We start from the raw sequence: 21709 nt of genomic DNA on the forward strand, positions 1-21709 counted from the left end.
AGGGAAAAAATGTTTAATTCCAATTTCAATACATTAAAAGTAGCAATGGATGTAGCATTGAAAAGGCAAGAAATTCATTCTCAAAACATTGCCAATGCAGAAACACCTAATTATAAAAGAAAATACATTGTTTTTGAAGAATTGTTTAATGAATCAAAAATGAGGTTGAAGTTGAAAACAACTTCAAATCAGCACATTAAAAGTGTTCCTGATGTTGTAAATCTTATTTTAAAGGTGCAAAAGAATACCTCTTTGACAAATGATGGAAACAACGTAGACATAGATGTTGAAATTGCGGAAATGGTAAAAAATGCGTTAAGATATCAAACACTTTCAAGACTTATGAGTTCGAACATAGAAAGATACAACACGGTAATTAGAAATATTAGATAAGGGGGATCTTTATGAATGAGTTTAACATAATGACTATTGCTGCAACGGGAATGTCAGCACAAAGATTGAGAATAGATGTAATAACCAACAACCTTGCAAATTCTGAAACTACACGTACAGAAAAGGGGGAGCCATATAGAAGAAAAGTTCCTGTATTTCAAGAGCTTTTAAGAAATGTTAGAGGAAGATTGGAAAATGGAGGAGTTGTGGTAAAAGAAATTTATGAAGATCAATCACCATTTAGAGTTGTGTATGATCCTACACATCCCGATGCAGATGAAAATGGATATGTTAAGTTGCCAAATGTTAACGTTGTTAGGGAAATGGTGGATATGATAAATGCCCAACGTGCTTATGAGGCAAATGTTACAGCATTTAATACAACCAAGGCAATGATTAACAGTGCTCTTCAGATTGGGAGGTGATTTGAATGGTAGATAAGATAAATGGTGTTGGAAATTATGGAAATTTGAAACCCAATACGTTAAAAAAATCGAATGCAGATTTTTCAAAAATACTTAATGATGCGATTAAAGAAGTTAATCAGCAGCAAAAAAAAGCAGAACAGATGGCAAATGATTTTGCCACGGGAAAAATTAGTAATATACATGAAGTGATTGTTGAAGCGGAAAAAGCATCTATTTCGTTGAGGCTTACCGTTGAAGTAAGAAATAAGATAGTTGATGCGTATAAAGAGATAATGAGAATGCAATTTTAATCCATGAAAATTTTACCAAACTTGCTTCTAGTGTAAAAGCTGGAAGCAAGTTTTTTGTTAAAAAATCCCCCATCTATAGTAGATGGGGGGATTTTTCTTACTCAACTTTTATATCTATAACTTTCTTTTGTTTTTCTTCTTTTTTAGGAAGTTCTATCTTTAAGATACCATCCGTGAATTTTGCACTTATTTTTTCTACATCGACATAATCTGGTAGTGCGAATGATCTTTCAAACGAACCTTCTACTCTTTCGATAATTTTGTAATTTTTGCTTTTATCTTCTCTGTTAAATTTTCTTTCTCCTTTTATGTTTAATACCCCATCCTCTATTGTAATCTTTACGTCTTCTTTTCTCATTCCAGGAAGTTCTGCCTCAATAACTACTTCTTTTTCTGTTTCATAGATATCAACCCTTGGGAAGTGAACATTACTCCTTTTGAATGGTTCCATAAAATCCTCAAACAATCTGTCTATTTCCCTGTGAAGCTCTACGAATGGATCAAAATAATCTTTTCTTACTAACATAATTTCACCTCCCTTTTATTTTTTATTGATTTTCCGCTTGTTGATTTCCTTGGTTTTGTTTGTAGATATATTCTCCAATCTTTGTTTTTTCTCTTTCAAGTTCATCGAACAGCATTTTTATCCTTGCAATATCGTTTTTATTTATGGCATCTCTTAGGTCATTTACGAGGGTTTCGAGTTTTTGCTTTTCATCTTGTGGTATTTTGTCGCCGTATTCTTTTAGTGATTTATCTATATAGTACGCAAGGTCATCTGCTTTATTCTTAAGCTCAACTTCTTCTTTTCTCCTTTTATCTTGTTCTTCGTATTTTTTGGCGTCTTCTATAATCTTGTTTATATCCTCTTCAGAAAGTTTGTGTCTACCGGAAACTACCATTGTTTGTTCTTTACCTGTGCCTAAATCCTTTGCAGATACGTGTACTATACCATCGCTGTCGATATCAAATGTAACTTCTATCTGTGGTACTCCTCTTGGTGCAGGTGGTATTCCAACGAGTCTAAAGCTACCGAGTAGGATGTTATCAGCTGCAATTGGTCTTTCACCTTGGAATACCCTAATTTCAACTTCCGTTTGTCCATCCTCTGCTGTTGTAAAGACTTTGCTCTTTTTAATTGGTATTGTAGAGTTTCTTGGAATTATTGGTTCGAACAATCCACCTTTAACTTCGATTCCTAATGTAAGTGGAGTAACATCGACTAATACAATATCTTTACCTTGTGCACCTTCTTCACCAGCCAAAATAGCCGCTTGTATTGCTGCACCCATTGCTACCGCTTCATCTGGGTTGACTCTTTTGTTTGGTTCTTTACCAAAGATTTCTTTGATGAAGTTCTGTATCATAGGTACTCTAGTCATTCCACCAACGAGGATAATTTCATCAATGTCTTCTGGTTTGAGTTTTGCATCTGATAAAGCTTGTTCAATAGGTTTTCTAGTCATTTCGACAAGATCTCTTGTTAATGATTCAAACATAGAACGTGTAAGCCTCATTTCAAGGTGTAACGGACCTTCTGCAGTAGCCGTGATGTATGGTAGACTAATATCTGTTTCCAATTTACTGGATAATTCAATTTTTGCTTTTTCTGCAGCGTCTCTTAATCTTTGTAGAGCTTGTTTGTCTTCTTTTAAGTCTACTCCGTGTTGTTTTTTAAACTCTTCTGCGAGCCAATCTATGATTCTTTGGTCGAAATCATCTCCTCCGAGATGGTTGTTTCCAGAAGTTGCTATAACTTGAATTACGCCATCACCGATTTCAAGTATTGAAACGTCAAACGTTCCTCCACCTAGATCGTATACCAAGACTTTTTCTTCTTTGCCTTTTCTGTCAAGACCATACGCAAGTGCTGCAGCTGTAGGTTCGTTTATTATTCTTAGAACGTCAAATCCTGCAATAATTCCTGCTTCCTTTGTAGCCTGTCTTTGTGCGTCGTTAAAGTAAGCAGGACAAGTAATTACAGCCCTTTTAATTTCTCCGCCCAGGTATTCTTCGGCATCCTTTTTAAGTTTTTTTAGGATAAAGGCGCTGATTTCCTGAGGAGAATACTCTTTATCGTCTATTTTTACTTTATAATCTGTTCCCATCTTTCTTTTGATAGATTTTATGGTCCTATCTGAGTTTAAGATTAATTGTCTTTTTGCAGGTTCACCCACTAAAATTTCACCAGATTTGCTGAATGCAACTATTGACGGTGTTGTTCTTGCACCTTCTGCATTTGGTATTACTTCAACGCTTGAATCGGGTTTCATCCATGCAATTACACTATTCGTTGTACCCAAGTCTATACCTACTACGTATTCTTTTTTGCTGCTCATTTTTCCACCTCCCGTCTATATTATATGCCATTATCACTCTATTGTCAAGAGTGATAACTGTTTTCTAAAAAAACAAGAAAGCCCTTAAATAAAGGCTTTCTTGCCTGCGTGCAAAAATTAACAGAAAATTATAGCAATCGTAACATTCGTTTGTTATATATCTTTAGGTAATAATTTTACTGCGGTACCATAGACTAAAATTTCTGCTGCACCACTCATTATTGCAGAGCTAGAAAATCTTACTGAAACTATTGCATCAGCTCCCAGTTTTTCGGCTTCATCTATCATTCTTTCTATTGCTTTATTTCTTGCTTCCGTCATCATTTCTGTGTATGATTTTATTTCACCGCCTGCTAGTGTTTTGAATGCAGCTGCAATGTCTTTTCCTAGGTGTTTTGAATGTACTATATTGCCCATAACAATTCCCGTTATTTCTTTTATTTTGTATCCGGGAATTTTATCTGTTGTTGAGATTATCATATACTCACCTCCTTTAATTTTCATTTATGAATTTAACAATTTCATTTATTACATCAACATTCACATGATTTTCCATTAGATAAGCGTTTGGTGACTTTTCTCCAGTCGTGAAAAGATGCGTTAATCCTTCAAATAACTTTATCTTTAATGTTTCGTCTTTTAAGTTTTTAAATATTTCATAATCCTTTAGAGTAACTTGGTAATCGTTTTTTCCGAATAAAATAAGTGCTTTTTTGCCCTTTAAGTAATTTAACGGATTATACTTTCTTAAATCGTACCAGTATTTTGCTTTTGCTCCAAGAACCACTTCATCTTCGTCTAACTTATTTTCTTTTAATGCTTTTAACTTTTTAATGATTTCTTCATTGTTGTTTTTAAGAAAGTTTAATTGATCTAAAATAACGTCTTCTAAATTTCTTACAGGTGGTGCGAGTAATATTATACCTGATACATCTTTGCTTATGTTAGCTATATAAGGTGCTATATATGCTCCTAAACTATGTCCTAATAGAAATATTCTTGAAAAATTTTGATTTTTGAGAATTTTAATTGCTTCTAAAACATCATTAATTACTTCTTTTTTTATTGATATATCCATATCTTTTTGATAAAGTGTTCTTTTGTCATACCTTAGCACTGCGATGTTGTTACTTGAAAGACCATATGCGATATCTTTGAATACTTTATTTGGTCCTATTGTTTCATCCATATCATTTGGCCCCGAACCATGTATTAATATTACTGCATATTCCGTTTTTTCCTTTGGAATGGTGAGTTTTCCGGGAAGGTTGTTGACTTTAATATCTTTTTCAATAAAACTTTCTGTTTTTACATATCTTGGAATTTTGTATGTAAATTTTTGTGCTGGAGAAAAAAATAGTCCATCCACTTTTTTATCTTTATTTATTGTTATTGAAATATTTAAAAGTGCATTTTTAAATTTTGATGTAAATACAAAAATTGTATATGGTGGTTTTTGAACTATTTCAAGTTTTTGTATGCTTTCAAAATTACCGTAAGTTGCCGTTATTTGAGTCCAGATATTTTTCATTTTTTCAACGGAAAGTTGTTTTTTCATGATTTCAGAGGAAAGTTCAAGTGCCTTTTGATAATTTTCAGTAATTAAAGCGTTTAAGTAATCTGTTGCAATATCTTCTAAACTGGATGCAAATATTAAAGCTGAAAGAAAAAGAATAATAAGTATAAATTTTCTCATAGCTATACCTCCTTTTCTTTAAACAAGGTATGTGAAAAATATAAAAAAATTATGCTTAAAAGTATAAGAGAAAGAGAATAGTTAACATCCACCTTATTTTGTTCAAAAATGCTAACTCCTAATATGTATTTGTACGTGTTTAGAAAACTAAGAGGTTTTAAAAATCCCAAGGTAGTTGTTAATCCGAGAATTGCCAAGGATGATAGTATTGGTTTTACCTGGTCATTAAATAATACAGAAAAAATTAGAGTAAGACTATACCAGAATATCCCACCGATTAATGAGTGCAGAAAGAATTTTGTGGTTATTTGAAAAGAAAGGGATTTATTAGCTAAAGTGGAATAAATATATGGTAGATATGAAAGCAGAGAAATTTCTGTTATTAATAAAATCAATCCTAACAATGTTTTGTTTAGAAATACCCTTTTCCTACTTAATCTAACAAGTAAAAATTGCATAGTTTCATTTTCAAATTCTCTGGAAAATAGTGGAAAGGCAAGTATTATGGAAATTATGGGGATAATTTGTCCGAAGTTTTTTCCAAACCATTGAGTAAGGATATAATAATCCCAATTTTTAAGTTTTTCCACCAAATTGTTTCCCACAAATTTTTGTATTGTTTCGGAGTTTTTGTTTAAAATATCAATGACGAGGTTTTGGAAGGGTGCGAGCGAAAAAAAGAGTATGAGCATTAATATAAGTATAGATATAGTTCTAACTTTCATATTAAGCCATTCTTTTTTCATCTTTTCCCCTCCTTTACAAGGGCTTCAAATATAATTTCAAAAGTTGCAGGTATAATTTTTCCCTTTGCGTGTTCTTTTTTACAGAGAAATACTTTTTCGTTTTCAGTTTTCTTGTAAAGATAACCGTTTACCTTTTCCTGTGTAATGCAAAGAACGTATTTTTCTTTCAAGTTATCAAGATAATCGTATTCTACTATTTTTCCATCTGACATTATTGCCACCTTATCAGCTATTTTTTCAACTTCGGAAAGTATATGGCTTGTTAGGAATACTGTTTTACCATCTAAAGAAAGATTTCTAATTAATTCTAATACCTTTTTTTGCATAATGGGATCAAGTCCCCATGTGGGTTCATCAAAAAAGTAAATGTCTACATTTTCTGAAAGAATTATTGCAAGATAAAGTAAAGTGGCCATACCATGAGATAAATTTCCCACTTTTTCGTTTAAAGGTAAATTGAATTCTTCAATATATTTTAAAGCTTTTTGCTTTGAAAAATATTTTGAAATATCTTCTGAAATTTCAATCATTTGTTTAACTTTGATAGATTTATACAATTCCTTTTTTTCAGGTAAATATGTGTAAGTACCGTTGAGTGTAATAGTTCCATTATCCATTTTTTTCAACTTTAAAATACACTTTAGTGTTGTTGTTTTGCCTGCACCATTTGGACCAAGTAGTGCAAAAATTTCTCCTTTATCCACTTCAAATGAAACTTTGTCTACAGCTTTTTTTGTTTTGTACGATTTTTCCAACTCTTTAACTGTTATCACTAAATTCACCTCCCTTTATCAAATTACAAATATCGTCAATACTTATCCCTGCTTTTAAGCATTTTTTTACAATTTCTGATAAATCATTTAAAAGTTCATTGTTAAAATTTTTAAGCGAGTTTTCAATAACTATATATCCTTCTCCTCTAATAGCTTCAATTATCTTTTCATTTACAAGCTCTCTGTATGCCCTTGCCACTGTATTTAGATTCACACCTAAATCACTGGCAAGTTTTCTTATAGATGGTAAAAACTCGCCTTTTTTTATGTTTCCTTTTAATATTTCTATTTTTATATTTTCCACAATTTGCTTGTAAACGGGAATATGGGATGAAAAATTTATGTTAAACCACATAATCTACCTCTTGTCTATCATTTTTGTGTTCACTGTAATATTATACTATTACAGCACTTAGTTGTCAAATAAAAAAGCTCCAGGAAAAAACCTGGAGCTATTAGTATTAGATATTATTAGATATTTTCAATAACAACAGCTGTACCCATACCTCCACCTATACAAAGTGTTGCAAGTCCATATTTTAGATTTCTCTTTTTCATCTCATACAGTAGTGTTACTATTATTCTATTTCCACTTGCTCCTATGGGGTGTCCTAATGCTATTGCTCCTCCATTTACATTTGTTCTTTCTTTTATCCATTCTTCACTTACATTGAACCTTTTGCTCCATTCTTTTATTACTGCAAGGCTTTGTGCTGCAAACGCTTCGTTTAACTCTATTAGTTCTATGTCCTCTATCTTCAAACCTGCTTTTTTTAATGCCTTTTCTGTCGCTGGTACTGGCCCAAGCCCCATTTCCATTGGTTCTACCCCCGCTTGTGCCCATGAAATTATTCTTGCAAGTGGTTTAAGATTGTTTTGTTCTACGTATTTTTCACTTGCTAGTATTATTGCACTTGCTCCATCGTTTATTCCACTTGCGTTTCCCGCTGTTATTGTTCCGTCCTTTTTAAATGCCGGTCTTAATTTAGATAGCTTTTCTAGCGTTACTTCTCTTGGATGTTCATCTGTATCGAATATTATAGTTCCCTTTTTTGTTTCTATTTCTACAGGTACTATCTCATCTTTGAATTTTCCTTCTTCTATGGCTTTTTTGGCTTTCATTTGGCTCTCATATGCAAATTTATCTTGCATCTCTCTTGATATTTTATATTTTCCTGCCAAATTTTCCGCAGTTAACCCCATATGTACATTATTAAAAACATCTGTAAGTCCATCTAATATCATGTGGTCCAATATTTCAAAGTTTCCAAACTTTAATCCATACCTTGCTTTGCTTGGAATAAGGTAGGGGGATGCAGACATGTTTTCAATTCCACCAGTTAAAACAAGTTCTGCTTCCTTTGAGACAATGTCTACCGCTCCTATCATGGTGGCTTTCATTCCACTTCCACATAACATATTTACTGTGTATCCAGGCTTTTCAACGGGGATGCCTGCATAGATGCCAACTTGTCTTCCAGGGCCCATACCTTGACCTGCGGTAAGTATACTTCCTATAATCGTTTCATCGAATTCTTTTGGGTCGACATTTGCTTGCTTTATTGCCTCTTTTGCCACTATTGCTCCAAGCCTTGGTGCGGGAATATCTTTTAGACTTCCACCAAATGTCCCTATTGCTGTTCTTTTTGCACCTAGTATGTATACCATCATATCCCTCCTGTTTGTTTTAAAAGATTTTAAGATCATCAGCGATTATTAATTTTGCTTCTGTAAGTTTAAGAACTTCATCTAGAGTAGTCTCTTTAGATATTTCTTTTAACAATAAACCTTCATCGGTAGGTTCAATTACGGCAAGTTCTGTTACTATAAGATCAACTTTTCTAATGGAAGTTAATGGCAGAGTACATTTTTTAACTATTTTTGGTGTTCCTTTTGCGGTGTGTGTCATAGCTACTATAACCTTTTTTGCACCTGTTACGAGGTCCATTGCTCCACCCATCCCTGGAATCATTTTTCCCGGAATCATCCAATTTGCAAGATGTCCTTCTTCATCTACCTGTAAACCTCCTAATACGGTTACATCTAAATGGCCACCTCTAATTATTCCAAATGAGAAAGCACTATCAAATGTCATAGCACCAGGTAAAGCAGTTATATAACTTGCTCCGGCATTTGTTAGATCGCTATTTTCATACCCTTCTTTTGGAGCAGGGCCCATTCCAATTATTCCATTTTCACTTTGAAAGAAGACATGTATATCTTTTGGAATGTAATTTGCAACTAGTGTAGGAAGACCAATGCCAAGATTTACTAATTGTCCTTTTTTAAGTTCCTGTGCAACTCTTATGGCTATTTTTTCTTTTGGGTTCATCTTGTCACCCCCGTAACTATATAATCAACAATTATACCGGGAGTTTTAATTTCATTTGGACTTAAGGTACCTGTTGGAACTATTTCTTCAACTTCAGCAATTACCGTTTTAGCGGCAAGTGCCATAATAGGGTTAAAATTTTCAGCAGTTAGGTTATAGACCAAATTACCTAAATAATCAGCTTTTTTTGCCTTTATTAAAGCAACATCAGCGTGAATGGGAAGTTCAAGTAAATATTTTTTTCCTTCCACTTCAATTACTTTTTTATCTTTTTCAACCACGGTACCTACACCTGTTGGAGTTAAAATTCCACCTAATCCAACCCCTGCGGCACGTATTCTTTCTGCAAGTGTTCCTTGAGGAACCAATTCAACTTCCAATGTTCCTTCAATCATTTGCCTTTGCGTTTCTGGATTTGTTCCAATGTGAGAAACAATTACCTTTTTACATAATTTATTTTTTACTAATTTTCCAATCCCCCTATCTTCAAATGCTGTATCATTTGCAATTACCGTAAGGTTTGATATGTTGTGTCTTATGATTTCATCAATTATATTTTCTGGAGTTCCAACACCCAAAAATCCACCTATCATTAACGTTGCACCTTCTTTTACCAACTCGTTTATTTTTGATATATCTACAACTTTCAAATAAACCACCCCTTTTTGTAAAGTTTTATCAAAGAAATTATAACTTTTTTCTTAACGATAATCAAAAATGATAAATGTGTGAATTTTTTAATTTTAAGCATATAAAGTGCATTAAAAAAAAACTCCAGGAATTCCTGGAGTTTAAGATTAATAAGGCACTTTTACTGTTAATGTCCTCCTGAAATTGGAAGTTCGTAAATAGGGAATGTAATCTCATATCCAGCTATTCTTCCAATAATCCTTGGAATTTCAGTGTTGTCGTAGAAACCATTAAAGTTTTCTGCACCTTTCCCAAATGCATACAAAGCAACTGGTGCAGCAGTATGGTCAAAGGTTGTCCATCCAATATGTGCTTTTCTACTTACCACTCTTCCAATTGCATTTGAAAATGCGTAATAAGAACCAGTTTGTTCCTTGAGAATGAGATCAAAATATTCCATGTCTTCGTCTGTAAATTCAATCCCATAATATTGTTTTACCAATTCTCTAACTTTTTCTTTATCTTTGTTAGCGTGCTTTGCTATGAAATCAGTATTTTTGGTAAATTTTTTTAGCATTTCAACATCGAAGAAGTAACCACCTGTGGAAAGTCCTAATCCACCAGTTTCGTGATCTGCAGTTACAATTATTAATGTTTCTGGATTTTCTTTAAGAAATTCCATTGCCACGTTAAAAGCTTGTTCAAATTCTATTATTTCTTTCCAGACACCATATGGATCGTTTCCGTGAGCTTCCCAGTCAATTTGAGAACCTTCAATCATTAAGAAGAATGGTTTTCCGTCTTTGGATAGTATTTCAAGAGCTTTTTTAGTCATTTCTGCTAACATTGGTTCTTTTATCCTATCAGAAGCAGCTGGCAGGTGACTTGAACTAAAAAGACCAAGTACTCTGTTTCCGTTGTAATTTAACAATTCTTCTTTTGTTGTAATATAGTCAAATCCTTTTTCTTTTGCAAGTTTTATTAAATCTTTTCCATCATTTCTTTTTCCATCAGTTGCAACAAAATGTCTCCAACCTCCCCCAAACGCAACTGTGATGGGACTGTTAACTAGTTGTTCTGCAAGCGTGTTTTCATCACTTCTTGATTTTACGTGTCCATATACTGCACCTGGAGTTGCATGTGTAATTCTAGAAGTAGAAATAATACCAATTTTTACCCCTTGTTTTGCTGCAATTTCTGCTATTGTGGGAATAATTGTTCCATCTGGTAACATGCCTATCATTCCGTTATTGGTTTTGAATCCCGTAAATAATGCAGTACCTGCTGCGGCAGAATCAGTAACATTACTATTTGCAGAGTGGGTTGTAATAATAGCGATGTTTTGGGTTTTCATAAAGTTTAGAACTCTTCCTTCAATATAACTTGCAAGTAAAGCATGATTAATTCCCATACCATCTCCTACCATATAGATAACGTTAGTTACTGCAAAGCTAACCAAAGATACCAATAAAAATAATCCAAGTAATCCTTTTTTCATAAGTTTCACCTCCCTATGCTTTCTGTTTCATTTAAACAAAAAATTTTTCAAAGAAAATAAAAAAACATTAAGGAAGATAAAGAATTAAAAAACTATTAACCAAACGATTCTATCAAAAAAAGAACTGAAAAAACGTAAAAATAGTTAGTTTTTTAAAGATAAAAAAACCGCTTCTGTTTAGAAGCGGTTTTTTATTTAGGTTTCTAAAAATTCTTTCATCTTTTTTGCTGCTTTTTTTCCGGCTCCCATTGCAAGTATAACAGTTGCAGAACCAGTTACAATATCTCCACCTGCAAATACTTTTGGGATACTTGTTTGACCAAATTCATCTGTTTTGATGTATCCCCATTTATTTAATTCCAATCCTTTAAACTTTGAGAGCAATAACTTATTGGAGTTTGTTCCAATAGCTTCTATAGCTATGTCTGCTTCTATAAAGAATTCACTGTTTTCTATGGGAAGAGGTCTTCTTCTACCCCCTGTATCTGGTTCTCCCAACTTCATCTTTACGCATTTTATAGCTTTTAGTTTTCCATTTTCATCCCCAACGTATTCTATTGGCTGGGTTAAGAGTTGAAATTTTATTCCTTCTTCTTTTGAATGATGGATTTCTGCTTTTCTTGCCGGCATTTCTTTTTCACTTCTTCTGTAAACTATAGTTACCTCTGCACCCAATCTAAATGCACTTCTTGCGGCATCCATAGCGGTATTTCCACCACCAATTACCACGACTTTTTTTCCTATTTTTACCGGAGTATCATATTCGGGGAATTTAAATGCCTTCATCAGGTTTATTCTGGTTAAAAATTCATTTGCCGAATATACACCATTTAGTTCTGTGCCTGCAATATTCATAAATTTTGGAGTACCAGCACCTACTCCAATAAATATGGCATCGTATTTTTCAATGAGTTCTTCAGGTTCAATTGCATAACCTACTGGAATATCTAAGGTAATATTTACTCCAAGTTTTTTTAAGAAATCTACTTCCCTTTTTACAATAGATTTTGGTAAACGAAATTCAGGTATTCCATAGATTAGTACTCCACCGGGTTCTGAAAATGCTTCATATATATCTACTTTGAATCCATATTTTGCAAGTTCAGAAGCGTTTGTAAGTCCAGCGGGTCCAGCACCTATAACCGCTACTTTCTTATTTGTAGTTTTCTCTATAGTAATTTTTTCTTCAATAGCATTTTCAGATGCCCAATCTGCCACAAATCTCTCGAGAAGTCCAATTGCTATTGGTTTCCCTGTTTTGTTTAAGATACATGAACCTTCACATTGGATTTCTTGAGGACAAACTCTACCGCATACAGCGGGAAGTGAATTGTATTTTTTCAATATTTTGTAGGAATTTTGAAAGTTTCCTTGGACAATTTCTTTTATAAATCCTGGGATATCTATTCCAACAGGGCAGCCTTGTACACAAGTGGGAATTTTACATTGCAAACATCTTTTTGCTTCTTCAACTGCAAGTTCCCATGTATATCCCAATGATACCTCATTAAAGTCTTTTATTCTTTCATTAAGTTCTCTTACAATTGGTTTAATTCTATCTTTTACAGCCATGTTGGTTCACCTACTTTTTTTAAATAATTTTCAAATGCAATCTTTTCTTCTTCCCTGTATTGTGAAAGTCTTGTTAGGAAGCTTTTCCAATTAACGTCTCTACCATCAAATTCAGGACCATCTACACATGTATATTTTAGTTCATCTTTTATTCTTACCCTACAACCTCCACACATACCTGTTCCATCAACCATTATTGAGTTTAAGGAAACGAATATTTTTAGATTGTATTTTTTTGCAATTTCAGAACAAGATTTCATCATTAGAGCAGGGCCTATTGCCCATGCAACATCGTATTTATTTTTTTGAAGCAATTTTTCCATTAACTGATGTGGGAATGCTTTTTCACCTTTGCTTCCATCGTCAGTAACTATAAAAATATTGGTTGCTTCTTTGAATTCATTTTCTAAAATTATGTATTCTTTACTTCTTGCACCAAGTATTACATCTACTTTGTTTCCTTGTTTAATTAGCTCTTTTGCAATTGGTGCAATTGCCGCAATTCCAACGCCACCACCTATTATTAGTACTTTGCCGTATTTTTTTATTTCACTTGGAGTTCCTAGTGGGCCAACCACATCTTTGATATATTCACCTTTGCTTAATTTACAAAGTTCGTATGTGCTTTTTCCAACGGCCCTTACAATAACTCTAAATTTGTCTTTATCTGTTCCAGATATGGTAAGAGGTATTCTTTCACCGTGTTCGTGTACTCTAAATATTACAAATTGTCCTGGTTTAGCTTTTTGGGAAATAATTGGATTTTCTATCCAAAAAAGATGCACACCATATGCTAATTTTTTCTTTTCAACGATTTGATTTAACAAAAAAAACCCCCCTTTAGATTGTAGATATTGGACTTTGGATTTTTTTGGCTGCAAATTCTAAGGAAAAATCCAATATTCTCTCGATATTCCACATTTTTATGTAACCGTACAAAAAAGCAGCTGAAACAGCATCTCCAGCTCCTGTTGTATTTATAACTTTTACTTTTTTTGCCTCTTTTTTTATAATTTTTTTCCTTGTTGCATATAAAATTCCATCTTTGCCCATTTTTAACAGTAATTTGTTTGTATAGTTCAAAAGTTTATCTATCTTTTTATTTAGACTACCTTCAAACAACCTTTCTATTTCTTGCAAATTTAGTGAAATTATTTCTGGTTTAAAGTTTTTAACATCGTTAAATTGTGCTGGTTCTGAAAGTTCAACAAAGGCTACCTTTGAGTTTTTAAGGGCTGTAGTTAACACTTTTTTTGGAATACCCGTTTGTATGAAAGAAATCTCAATTTTTTCTGGTATGTAATCTTCTGAAAGTAATTTATTTGCACCAATATTATGGAACATGGTGTTATTTCCCATCTTATCTACTACTATACTTGTAACTGCTGTTGTAGTATTAACAATTTTTGGGGTGAAATATAGAATTTTTTCAAGATGAGTTTTCACGTAATTTCCAAAGATATCATTTCCTATACAAGATATAAGTCTTACTTTTAGATCCAACTTTGCAAGGTTAACAGCAACATTAGTTGCTTTTCCACCAGGTGATATCACAAAATTTTTTGATATGTTGTTATTATTGATATGAAATTTATTGTAATAGTAGAATATGTCTAAGTTTGTTTTTCCAATACAAACAATATCAATTTTCTCGTTGTAGGACAATGGATGCAGCCCCCAATATACCTGCATTTTCCACTAATGGGCTTTGTACAATTTTGTAGGTACCTTTAAATGTTGGCATTACAAGCTCTTCAACCCTTCTTCTAAGTGGTTCAAACAAAATTTCACCAGCTCTTGATACTCCACCGCCTATAATAACCACTTCTGGATTGAATATATGGATAAAGCTTGTAATCCCTATGGATAATGCTTCTACCACTTCATTTCTTATAATTACGGCAAGTCTATCATTAAGTTTTACAGCTTCAAATATGTTTTTAGCTGTTATTTCGTCTTTAAAGATAACAGAGTCTGGGAATTTTTTTCTTCTTTCTTTTGCCATTCTAACAATTGCTGTAGCAGAAGCATATGCTTCTAAACATCCGTAATTTCCGCAGCCACAGAGAGGTCCATTAGGATTAATTATTACGTGTCCTAATTCCGCACCAATTCCATCTTTTCCTGTAATTAAAATATTATGTGATATTACACCACCTCCCACTCCAGTTCCAAGTGTTAAAGCGACTATATGTTTTTTTCCTTTTCCGGCACCAAACCATTTTTCTCCTAAAACAAAAGAATTTGCATCGTTTTCAACGTATACGTTTTTGTTTAACAATTTTGAAAGTTTTGGTGCAAGTTCAAAGTTGTGCCAGTCTGGAAAATTAGGAGAAAATCTTACTATTCCCCTTTCTTTATCTATAGAGCCTGGTGAGCCTATTCCCACTGCGTAAAAATCATTATTAGTGAGATTAGTTATTGCTTCTGCTATTCTCTTTACCACTGTTTTGCCTCCAAGTTCAACTTTTGTTTCAATTGTAGTTTTTTTCAAGATTTTTCCTGATTTTTCATTTACTAATCCAATTTTGACAAAAGTACCTCCAAGGTCTACACCAACGATTTTCATTTTGTTTCCTCCTTTGCAAGATATATCGAACAACATCCTTTGAAATCGTATATTTTACTTGCTGAATTTACAAATATATCTGGTGAAATTTCTTTTAAAAGATTTTCTCTGTATTTTCCATGTGGATGCATACAACCAAGTGTAACGTTTTTAAAATGTTTTTTCGCAAGTTCAAACACTTCTTTTACGTCTTCAACTTTTGGTGGAAGACATTTTTCATATTCTGTATTTTTGGTTGGAATAAATATATTAAGAACAATGGAGTCAAAATAGTATTTAAGAATTTCTAGACTTTTTATCTCATGTGTTATCCTTCCGCAATATATACCAACTGTAATGTGTGGTATTTTAGTTGTTTTAAGTGGTAAAATAGCATCTAATATTTTTTTTGGAGTTCTTGAGATTCTATATATTTCTTTCATTACATTTTCATCTGAAAAGAAATCAAAGCTTATTACATCTGCAAGTTTTTCAATTTCAAATGGAGGTTTTTTGGGAAAGCCAATGTGAAAATTGTAAAGTAAATTATATTCTTTTTTTAATTTTTCCAATTTTCCAATATATTTATCAAATGGGATTTTTCCTTCAAAAGACATTCCACCACTTATTAAAAACGATTTATACCTTTTTACGTAGTTTTCCATTTTATCTATGTGAACCATACTTTTTATGTAAACACCACCACAGTGTTTACAATTTATAGGACATGATTTTGTAACAGTTATGGGTAATGTACCTGAGGGATTTACAATTACCATTCAATGTCCACCGCCTTAGTAGTTAGTTTTTCTTTTTCGTCAAGTTGTATCCAACCATGTAGACCTAGCATTTCCATGTATTCAACAGCTTCCATATATTCAGTTTTGGTAATTTTCCTTCCAATTAACGGATCATTTTTTGCAGAAAAGTGTGGAATATATTGTGACATTAACGAAACTGGTATGTTTGGATCTAATTCCAAAATAAATCTTAAAGCTTTAAAATGTCCAGAGACATTATTGGGAAGCACCAATATTCTTATGATGATACCTTTTCTTTTTTCTTCGTTGTATGCGCCCACTTGTCTATACATTTCTTTTATTGATTCTTGAGCAGTTTCCCAATAATTATCCACATCTGAGTATATCTTTCCATACATAGAATTTGTGTATCTAATATCCGCAAGGTATATATCAACGTAACCTTCTAACAATTTAAGGGTTTCAACATTTTCGTAACTTGACGTGTTGTATACTACTGGGATGTTAAATCCCTTTGATTTTGCGAGATTCAAAGCTTCTATTATTTGAGGAACATATTGAGTAGGTGTAACTAAGTCAAGTGTGTGTGCTCCTCTTTCTTGGAGTTTTAAGAAAGCGTCTGCAAGTTTTTCAATAGAGATTTCTTTGCCAATACCTTTTTGTGAAAATCCCATATTTTGACAATATATACATTTCATGGGACATCCTGAGAAAAACACAATTCCTGTACCATTTTTACCGGAAATTGGGGGTTCTTCACCTTTGTGAAGTAATATATTAGATACTTTTATTTTGTAATCTGCTCCACAAATTCCCTTTGTTTTGTATCTGTTAACCTTACATTTTCTAGGACATAATGTGCATTTTTCTATCATCTTATTTCTCCTTTTAAATATTTAAATTGTTCTTCAAATTCTTGAACCTTTTTATTTATACTATTAATTGCCTCTTCCACTTGTTCTAAACCTGCATAAAGTTCTTCCATGGCATCGTGGGTGGTTCTTGAAATTTTTGTAAGTTTGTCTATATTATCCAAAGTTGAATTATTAACTGTTTTAACCGCATTCAATGAATCATTAACAGAATAAATTTCCTTTGATGCTTTTTCAGAAAGTAATATGGTTGATGTTATAATATCTTCAATATCTAACAATGATTTTCTTGAGTTTTTGGCTAGTTCTCTTGTATTATTGGAAAGTTCCATAATCATTTCTGCAATTCTTGAGAGCCCTTCTCTATCTATGTTTTCTTTACTTGTTTCGATGGAAGCATTTATTGCTAGCACTGTTATGGTATCGGAAATATCCGTGATTTTTTCTGTAAGGTTACTTAATACATCTGCAAGTGTTGAAAGTTTAGAGCTTGAATCTATTATATCTTTAATTATTTGTGTAAATTCCATTATTTTATTCAACGAAGATTCAAGTTCTGCTGTATTTTCTTCGACAAAAGCGGCAAAATCTTCTATGGATTTATCTAATTCGTTCATAGCATTTTCCGTGTTTTCTGCCATTGATTTTATTTCATTTGTAGATGATGATGTATTAAAAACATCTTCTGAAATTGAAGATAGCAAGGAGAGAACATGTGAAAAATCTTTACTTGTCTGTCTGTTTATAAATATGCCAAAGAGATATCCGAAAATAATAGTAAACGCTGTAATTAGTGGGAGGATCAAAAAGTAAAGCAATTTTTTGAAACTATAAACAGGAGCAAACAAGTCCGTTTCTTTAACGGAGATAACTAAATAGTTTTCTCCGTCATATGCAAAGGCGGCAATTCTTTTAGTATCTTTATATGTGTATTCGTAAGTTCCCTCTTTTTTTTCTTTCATATATTTAAAAAAATCTGGAAAAATTTCTGAAAAATCTGCTCCTATCTTTGTTTTATCAGAGTGGTTTAATGTAATACCTTTTGGGGAGATGAGATAGTAATATTCAAAATAATTTTGAGAAAAGATCGTATCGTAGTTTTTGGTTTGAATTAGTATTTTAAGGTTGTTTTTAAATTGTGATAATGCTACATTTTTCACTGAATCTGTAAAGTATGGTATTACCAATGTGAAAGCCAAAATCCAAATTACAGCTAATATACTAACTGAAAGGTAAAGGGTGAATTTTAAGTATTTTTTCATAATTTTACCTCCCTAAAATAATTTTGAAATTAATTCTGCAAGTGGTTCTTTGTTCCATGTAATGGTTGTTATTTTTACATTTTCTGAATTTATTTGCAACGTTTCTTTTGAGAAAGAAATACATGCAAATTTATTGTATTTTATTCTTCCTACCATATCTGGAAAAATAGTATTTAACGTTTTTGAAATTTCTATTATTTCTTTTTCAAATTTATCTGCACCGTTTTTTATTATAAATTCCTTCGGGTTAGTAAATTCCACTAATATTATTTCCATATGAAGATTGTTTTTTTGAGCTACTTTTATGCTTTGAAGTAATTTTGATCTAAAATAAGGGAAAGTAAGAGCTTTGGTTAATTCATCATACGATAGTTCATTTTGGATAATGTAGTTTTCGTTCATTTTGTTAAATAACTTTGAAATAGGTTCTAAAAGAAAGTTTAACGTGGAAACTATTTTTTTATTTTCCATATCTTCAAATATCATATATCCAATTTCCTCATCGAAGAAATTTATTGGCTGGAGAAAAATATTGTTTGACAAAGTTCTTTTTCCGTTGAAATTTACAATACTGATTTTGTGTTTTGAAAGACTTGTGTTTTTGTGTTTAATTAGTTTCAATAAATTATTCGGATTAGTTTTTTTGTTATTGTTAAAAGAATAAAGCCTTATTCTTTGAATTGTAAAGATTGCAAAGTAAAGATTTGAGAAAACAAATATTTCTGAAAATAGGTTGTGTAGTTTTTTGAATACCGTTATTTCATCGTATGTATAATTGAAAAGATTTGTAAATTCCGAAAGTAAAGTTGTTTGTTTTAAAGTTTCGTCAAGAATATCCACGAGTTCTCCAAATGGTTGTAGATGTATTTTATACATTTCTTTACTCCAATCGCAAGAAAAGTTATTGTTTTTTAAAAATTCATCTATTTTGCTTAGAATGGTTTCTTTATCTAGACTTTTACTAAGAAATAAATTTGCGCCACTTTTTTTTGCCCAAAATTTAGTAACAGTTTCTTTGGCACCAGTAAGTAATATTATTCCTACGTTTTTAAACGCTGAGTAGCTTCTAATGAATCTAGTAAAATGTATACCGTTGATTTTTGGCATAACGTAATCAACTATTACCACATCTGGTAAAAATGTAAAAAATTTATTTATACCATCTAGTCCGTCTGTGGCTGTTTCCACATCATTGTTTTTTTCTAGATATTGTCTGAGAAAAGTTTTCCATACTTGTGAATCATCAATAATCAATATTTTAGGCATATATATCATTCCTTGTTAATTTTCTTTAATATTTCTCTCATCTCATCAATGTCTGCAAGTAGGTAATTTTTTAATGATTTTCTATAATTTTCCGTAAGATAAAAAATTTTAGGGTTTTTTTGTATGAAAAAATGCACATTATTTTCTTCTAGTTTTTTTAAAGTTTCTTGTCCATCGTTTCCAAGACCACTTAGAACGAATATATAAAACGTCGAATTTGCATATTTGATTAGCGAAGAAAAAAGTGTATTTATTGAAGGAAGAGCAATTGCATTATTGTAAATAAAACTATTAACAGTATTTTCTGATAAAAACTTCAAACTTTTTCCAATATCTGGTATATATATTCCTGGAGAAAGTTTTGTTTTACCCTTTACAATGGTTACTTTTTGTTTGGTTATCTTTTTTATATGTTCTGCAAAACCTGGAATAAATTGTTTTGAAAAGTGGATATTTAATATCACTGGAATTTTTAACTCTACATTAGTATTTAATATTTTTATTGCATTATTTGGACTTCCAGCTGAACCAACAATTATTAACTTATTCATAACTTTCACCTAGCAATTTTCTTATTGTATTAACTAACACTGTAGGTGGTTCATCTTTTGAGATGAATGTATCTGCTATGTTTATCGCTTTTTGTATATTTTCTTTTGAGATAGTGCTAAATAAGATGATAGGCACATTGTATTGATTTTTTATTCTTTTTGCTGTTTCAAATCCACCTAAATTTGGCATTTCAACATCACAGATTACAAGGTCAAATTTTTCATTTTTGAATTTTTCTATTCCATCTACCCCATCTTTTGCAGTTGTAACTTCAAAATTGTATTTTTCAAGTAGCTTAGAAACTATTTTTCTCGTTGTAACTGAATCATCAATCAATAATATTTTTGGCTTTGTTTTAGATTCTACAAATTCATTTTTTATATTTTGAAGATCTAAAACTGGAACGGGAAAACTAAAGATATTTTTTACAAACCCCTTTATATTTGGGAATTCTTTTGGAACGAATTTTCCATCAAATATACCAATTATCTTTTCAACAACAATCGCCTTGTTGTTTTTTGTGATTACCACAAAGTTAGGTTTTTTTGATTTATACATAATCTCATATATTCTATCTTTAATTAGAATCTTGTTGTTAATTTCTTCTTTATATTTTTCAACAAAAAGTATATTTGAGGTTTCTATTGCGAATGTTTTTTTGGCATCTTTTACTATCAATACATTTGTGATAAAACTTCTCATTTCGTAGAATATGGTAAACTTTGTACCATTGTTTTTTTTTTGTTTCAACTTTAACATCTCCACCTCTTGTAGTTGCAAAATTTTTTACCATATCAAGACCAATACCCCTTCCTGAAAGTTCATCAACTTCATCTTTTGAACTAAATCCAGGTAAAAATATTGCTTCTGTTGGGGTGACTTTTAGGTTTAGCTTTTTTACTTTTTCTTCTATCTTTTCTAAGTCTAATCCTTTTCCATCGTCCGATACTTCTATAAATATTTTATTTTGTTCTATGTATGCTTTTATTTCTATTTTACCCGTTTCATCTTTGCCAATTTTTTTTCTTTCTTCTGGAGTTTCAATGCCGTGTGCAATAGAATTTCTAATGAGGTGAACGAGTATATCTAATATATCTTTTACATCTTCTTTTTCTATTTTTACTCCTCTTACTTTTTGAACAAGTTTTATTTTTTTACTATATTTTTTTGCTTCCCTTTGTACTAGTTCTTCCAAATCTTTGAGAATATTTTCTAACTTTACAAAAACTATATTTTCAAAAATTTCTATCAATTGTTTCTTTAGATTTTTTGTCTTAGCTAGAGCTTTTTTATTGTTGTTTCTTATAACACTATTTTCTATTTCTAAGGTTTGTGAAATAAATTCGCTTATTTCTGAAAGCATAAAAATATCCCTTTGGGATATTGTTATTTCTTCTTCGGCTATCTTTTTGCCTTCCAATGTTTTTATTAGATCATTTAATTCTTCATCTGTTAAATCTTTTGTCTTGTTTGAAATTTTTGAAATAACTGCAATTAGATTGTCTAAAAACTTTTCATCAGGCATTTTTTCATTTTCTAGTCGCTTTTTCAAATATTCTTCAATTTTATGGGCAAGTTTGGAAAAATTGTTCATATTAACAAGACTTGCAGACCCTTTAATTGTGTGAAATATTCTATATAGCTCTTTTGTAAGTGATTTGTCATTGTTTTTTTTTATTTCAGAAATAATTTTTTTTGCTTCGATACACTTTTCAGAAAGTTCTGATAAAAATATTTCTGTAAAATCCATA

The 21709-nt window shown here is 31.7% G+C and carries 25 protein-coding genes; 3 read left to right on the plus strand and 22 right to left on the minus strand.

Features of this window, described 5'->3' with window-relative positions; all coding sequences use genetic code 11:
* The first annotated feature begins 9 nt into the window (after window positions 1–9).
* From flgB to fliE, 3 genes are read left to right on the plus strand one after another with little or no spacing between them, the layout of a single operon-like run.
* The gene (gene flgB / locus TMEL_RS05825; RefSeq protein ID WP_012057338.1) at window positions 10–393 is read left to right on the plus strand and encodes a flagellar basal body rod protein FlgB; all 384 of its coding nucleotides are present in this window, start codon (window positions 10–12) and stop codon (window positions 391–393) included.
* A gap of 11 nt (window positions 394–404) precedes the next feature.
* Window positions 405–818, plus strand: a complete 414-nt coding sequence (gene flgC / locus TMEL_RS05830) for a flagellar basal body rod protein FlgC (protein WP_012057339.1) — start codon at window positions 405–407, stop codon at window positions 816–818.
* A 5-nt stretch (window positions 819–823) separates the two neighbouring features.
* Complete coding sequence (fliE, locus tag TMEL_RS05835; protein ID WP_012057340.1) at window positions 824–1111, plus strand: flagellar hook-basal body complex protein FliE; 288 nt, start codon at window positions 824–826, stop codon at window positions 1109–1111.
* Between the two features lie 97 nt (window positions 1112–1208).
* Here fliE and TMEL_RS05840 read toward each other — a convergent pair whose 3' ends face one another.
* The 22 genes from TMEL_RS05840 to TMEL_RS10535 all read right to left on the minus strand — a co-directional run bounded on the left by TMEL_RS05840 (window position 1209) and on the right by TMEL_RS10535 (window position 21708).
* Complete coding sequence (locus TMEL_RS05840) at window positions 1209–1637, minus strand: Hsp20/alpha crystallin family protein (protein ID WP_012057341.1); 429 nt, start codon at window positions 1635–1637, stop codon at window positions 1209–1211.
* 22 nt (window positions 1638–1659) lie between these two features.
* On the minus strand, window positions 1660–3450 hold the full coding sequence (dnaK, locus tag TMEL_RS05845; RefSeq protein WP_012057342.1) for a molecular chaperone DnaK: 1791 nt from the start codon (window positions 3448–3450) through the stop codon (window positions 1660–1662).
* A gap of 153 nt (window positions 3451–3603) precedes the next feature.
* Complete coding sequence (locus TMEL_RS05850; RefSeq protein WP_012057343.1) at window positions 3604–3930, minus strand: YbjQ family protein; 327 nt, start codon at window positions 3928–3930, stop codon at window positions 3604–3606.
* Between the two features lie 13 nt (window positions 3931–3943).
* Window positions 3944–5146 (minus strand): esterase EstD, encoded by a 1203-nt coding sequence (estD, locus tag TMEL_RS05855; RefSeq protein ID WP_012057344.1) that lies wholly within the window; start codon window positions 5144–5146, stop codon window positions 3944–3946.
* Window positions 5147–5148: 2 nt separating this feature from the next.
* Window positions 5149–5892, minus strand: a complete 744-nt coding sequence (locus TMEL_RS05860) for a hypothetical protein (protein ID WP_012057345.1) — start codon at window positions 5890–5892, stop codon at window positions 5149–5151.
* Window positions 5889–6665: an ABC transporter ATP-binding protein gene (locus TMEL_RS05865; protein WP_012057346.1), complete on the minus strand. Its 777-nt coding sequence runs from the start codon at window positions 6663–6665 to the stop codon at window positions 5889–5891. The genes TMEL_RS05860 and TMEL_RS05865 overlap by 4 nt, the downstream gene beginning before the upstream one ends.
* Window positions 6652–7020: a GntR family transcriptional regulator gene (locus TMEL_RS05870; RefSeq protein WP_012057347.1), complete on the minus strand. Its 369-nt coding sequence runs from the start codon at window positions 7018–7020 to the stop codon at window positions 6652–6654. Before TMEL_RS05870 ends, TMEL_RS05865 begins: the two co-directional genes overlap by 14 nt.
* Before the next feature lie 116 nt (window positions 7021–7136).
* Window positions 7137–8333 carry an acetyl-CoA C-acetyltransferase gene (locus tag TMEL_RS05875; RefSeq protein ID WP_012057348.1) on the minus strand — a complete coding sequence of 399 codons (1197 nt, stop codon included), beginning with the start codon at window positions 8331–8333 and terminating at the stop codon, window positions 7137–7139.
* 19 nt (window positions 8334–8352) lie between these two features.
* Entirely contained in the window at window positions 8353–8997 is a 645-nt protein-coding gene (locus TMEL_RS05880; RefSeq protein ID WP_012057349.1) for a 3-oxoacid CoA-transferase subunit B, read from the minus strand.
* Window positions 8994–9647, minus strand: coding sequence for a CoA transferase subunit A (locus TMEL_RS05885; RefSeq protein WP_012057350.1), 654 nt, complete (start codon window positions 9645–9647; stop codon window positions 8994–8996). Before TMEL_RS05885 ends, TMEL_RS05880 begins: the two co-directional genes overlap by 4 nt.
* A 167-nt stretch (window positions 9648–9814) precedes the next feature.
* The gene (locus TMEL_RS05890; RefSeq protein ID WP_012057351.1) at window positions 9815–11125 is read right to left on the minus strand and encodes an alkaline phosphatase; all 1311 of its coding nucleotides are present in this window, start codon (window positions 11123–11125) and stop codon (window positions 9815–9817) included.
* Window positions 11126–11320: 195 nt separating this feature from the next.
* On the minus strand, window positions 11321–12697 hold the full coding sequence (gene gltA / locus TMEL_RS05895; protein WP_012057352.1) for an NADPH-dependent glutamate synthase: 1377 nt from the start codon (window positions 12695–12697) through the stop codon (window positions 11321–11323).
* A complete protein-coding gene (locus TMEL_RS05900) occupies window positions 12688–13524 on the minus strand; it encodes a sulfide/dihydroorotate dehydrogenase-like FAD/NAD-binding protein (RefSeq protein WP_012057353.1) in 837 nt (278 codons plus the stop codon). Before TMEL_RS05900 ends, gltA begins: the two co-directional genes overlap by 10 nt.
* A gap of 13 nt (window positions 13525–13537) precedes the next feature.
* The gene (locus tag TMEL_RS05905) at window positions 13538–14362 is read right to left on the minus strand and encodes a carbohydrate kinase family protein (protein WP_012057354.1); all 825 of its coding nucleotides are present in this window, start codon (window positions 14360–14362) and stop codon (window positions 13538–13540) included.
* Entirely contained in the window at window positions 14340–15266 is a 927-nt protein-coding gene (locus TMEL_RS05910; protein ID WP_012057355.1) for an ROK family protein, read from the minus strand. The genes TMEL_RS05905 and TMEL_RS05910 overlap by 23 nt, the downstream gene beginning before the upstream one ends.
* The gene (locus tag TMEL_RS05915) at window positions 15263–16024 is read right to left on the minus strand and encodes a radical SAM protein (protein WP_012057356.1); all 762 of its coding nucleotides are present in this window, start codon (window positions 16022–16024) and stop codon (window positions 15263–15265) included. Before TMEL_RS05915 ends, TMEL_RS05910 begins: the two co-directional genes overlap by 4 nt.
* Window positions 16018–16881: a radical SAM protein gene (locus TMEL_RS05920; RefSeq protein WP_012057357.1), complete on the minus strand. Its 864-nt coding sequence runs from the start codon at window positions 16879–16881 to the stop codon at window positions 16018–16020. Before TMEL_RS05920 ends, TMEL_RS05915 begins: the two co-directional genes overlap by 7 nt.
* Window positions 16878–18140 (minus strand): methyl-accepting chemotaxis protein, encoded by a 1263-nt coding sequence (locus TMEL_RS05925; RefSeq protein WP_012057358.1) that lies wholly within the window; start codon window positions 18138–18140, stop codon window positions 16878–16880. The genes TMEL_RS05920 and TMEL_RS05925 overlap by 4 nt, the downstream gene beginning before the upstream one ends.
* A gap of 12 nt (window positions 18141–18152) precedes the next feature.
* Entirely contained in the window at window positions 18153–19406 is a 1254-nt protein-coding gene (locus TMEL_RS05930; RefSeq protein WP_012057359.1) for a response regulator, read from the minus strand.
* 5 nt (window positions 19407–19411) lie between these two features.
* Entirely contained in the window at window positions 19412–19957 is a 546-nt protein-coding gene (locus tag TMEL_RS05935) for a chemotaxis protein CheB (protein ID WP_012057360.1), read from the minus strand.
* On the minus strand, window positions 19950–20636 hold the full coding sequence (locus tag TMEL_RS10530) for a response regulator (protein ID WP_231109721.1): 687 nt from the start codon (window positions 20634–20636) through the stop codon (window positions 19950–19952). The genes TMEL_RS05935 and TMEL_RS10530 overlap by 8 nt, the downstream gene beginning before the upstream one ends.
* Entirely contained in the window at window positions 20575–21708 is a 1134-nt protein-coding gene (locus tag TMEL_RS10535) for an ATP-binding protein (RefSeq protein ID WP_012057362.1), read from the minus strand. The genes TMEL_RS10530 and TMEL_RS10535 overlap by 62 nt, the downstream gene beginning before the upstream one ends.
* Window position 21709 lies beyond the last annotated feature (1 nt).

The sequence above is a fragment of the Thermosipho melanesiensis BI429 genome, assembly GCF_000016905.1.
Lineage (GTDB): Bacteria > Thermotogota > Thermotogae > Thermotogales > Fervidobacteriaceae > Thermosipho > Thermosipho melanesiensis.

Bases quoted from the DNA above. Each gene is read 5' to 3' on its own strand.
- flgB (WP_012057338.1), top strand. From the start codon at position 10: ATGTTTAATTCCAATTTCAATACATTAAAAGTAGCAATGGATGTAGCA.
- flgC (WP_012057339.1), top strand. From the start codon at position 405: ATGAATGAGTTTAACATAATGACTATTGCTGCAACGGGAATGTCAGCA.
- fliE (WP_012057340.1), top strand. From the start codon at position 824: ATGGTAGATAAGATAAATGGTGTTGGAAATTATGGAAATTTGAAACCC.
- TMEL_RS05840 (WP_012057341.1), bottom strand. From the start codon at position 1,637: ATGTTAGTAAGAAAAGATTATTTTGATCCATTCGTAGAGCTTCACAGG.
- dnaK (WP_012057342.1), bottom strand. From the start codon at position 3,450: ATGAGCAGCAAAAAAGAATACGTAGTAGGTATAGACTTGGGTACAACG.
- TMEL_RS05850 (WP_012057343.1), bottom strand. From the start codon at position 3,930: ATGATAATCTCAACAACAGATAAAATTCCCGGATACAAAATAAAAGAA.
- estD (WP_012057344.1), bottom strand. From the start codon at position 5,146: ATGAGAAAATTTATACTTATTATTCTTTTTCTTTCAGCTTTAATATTT.
- TMEL_RS05860 (WP_012057345.1), bottom strand. From the start codon at position 5,892: ATGAAAAAAGAATGGCTTAATATGAAAGTTAGAACTATATCTATACTT.
- TMEL_RS05870 (WP_012057347.1), bottom strand. From the start codon at position 7,020: ATGTGGTTTAACATAAATTTTTCATCCCATATTCCCGTTTACAAGCAA.
- TMEL_RS05875 (WP_012057348.1), bottom strand. From the start codon at position 8,333: ATGGTATACATACTAGGTGCAAAAAGAACAGCAATAGGGACATTTGGT.
- TMEL_RS05880 (WP_012057349.1), bottom strand. From the start codon at position 8,997: ATGAACCCAAAAGAAAAAATAGCCATAAGAGTTGCACAGGAACTTAAA.
- TMEL_RS05890 (WP_012057351.1), bottom strand. From the start codon at position 11,125: ATGAAAAAAGGATTACTTGGATTATTTTTATTGGTATCTTTGGTTAGC.
- gltA (WP_012057352.1), bottom strand. From the start codon at position 12,697: ATGGCTGTAAAAGATAGAATTAAACCAATTGTAAGAGAACTTAATGAA.
- TMEL_RS05910 (WP_012057355.1), bottom strand. From the start codon at position 15,266: ATGAAAATCGTTGGTGTAGACCTTGGAGGTACTTTTGTCAAAATTGGA.
- TMEL_RS05915 (WP_012057356.1), bottom strand. From the start codon at position 16,024: ATGGTAATTGTAAATCCCTCAGGTACATTACCCATAACTGTTACAAAA.
- TMEL_RS05920 (WP_012057357.1), bottom strand. From the start codon at position 16,881: ATGATAGAAAAATGCACATTATGTCCTAGAAAATGTAAGGTTAACAGA.
- TMEL_RS05925 (WP_012057358.1), bottom strand. From the start codon at position 18,140: ATGAAAAAATACTTAAAATTCACCCTTTACCTTTCAGTTAGTATATTA.
- TMEL_RS05930 (WP_012057359.1), bottom strand. From the start codon at position 19,406: ATGCCTAAAATATTGATTATTGATGATTCACAAGTATGGAAAACTTTT.
- TMEL_RS05935 (WP_012057360.1), bottom strand. From the start codon at position 19,957: ATGAATAAGTTAATAATTGTTGGTTCAGCTGGAAGTCCAAATAATGCA.
- TMEL_RS10535 (WP_012057362.1), bottom strand. From the start codon at position 21,708: ATGGATTTTACAGAAATATTTTTATCAGAACTTTCTGAAAAGTGTATC.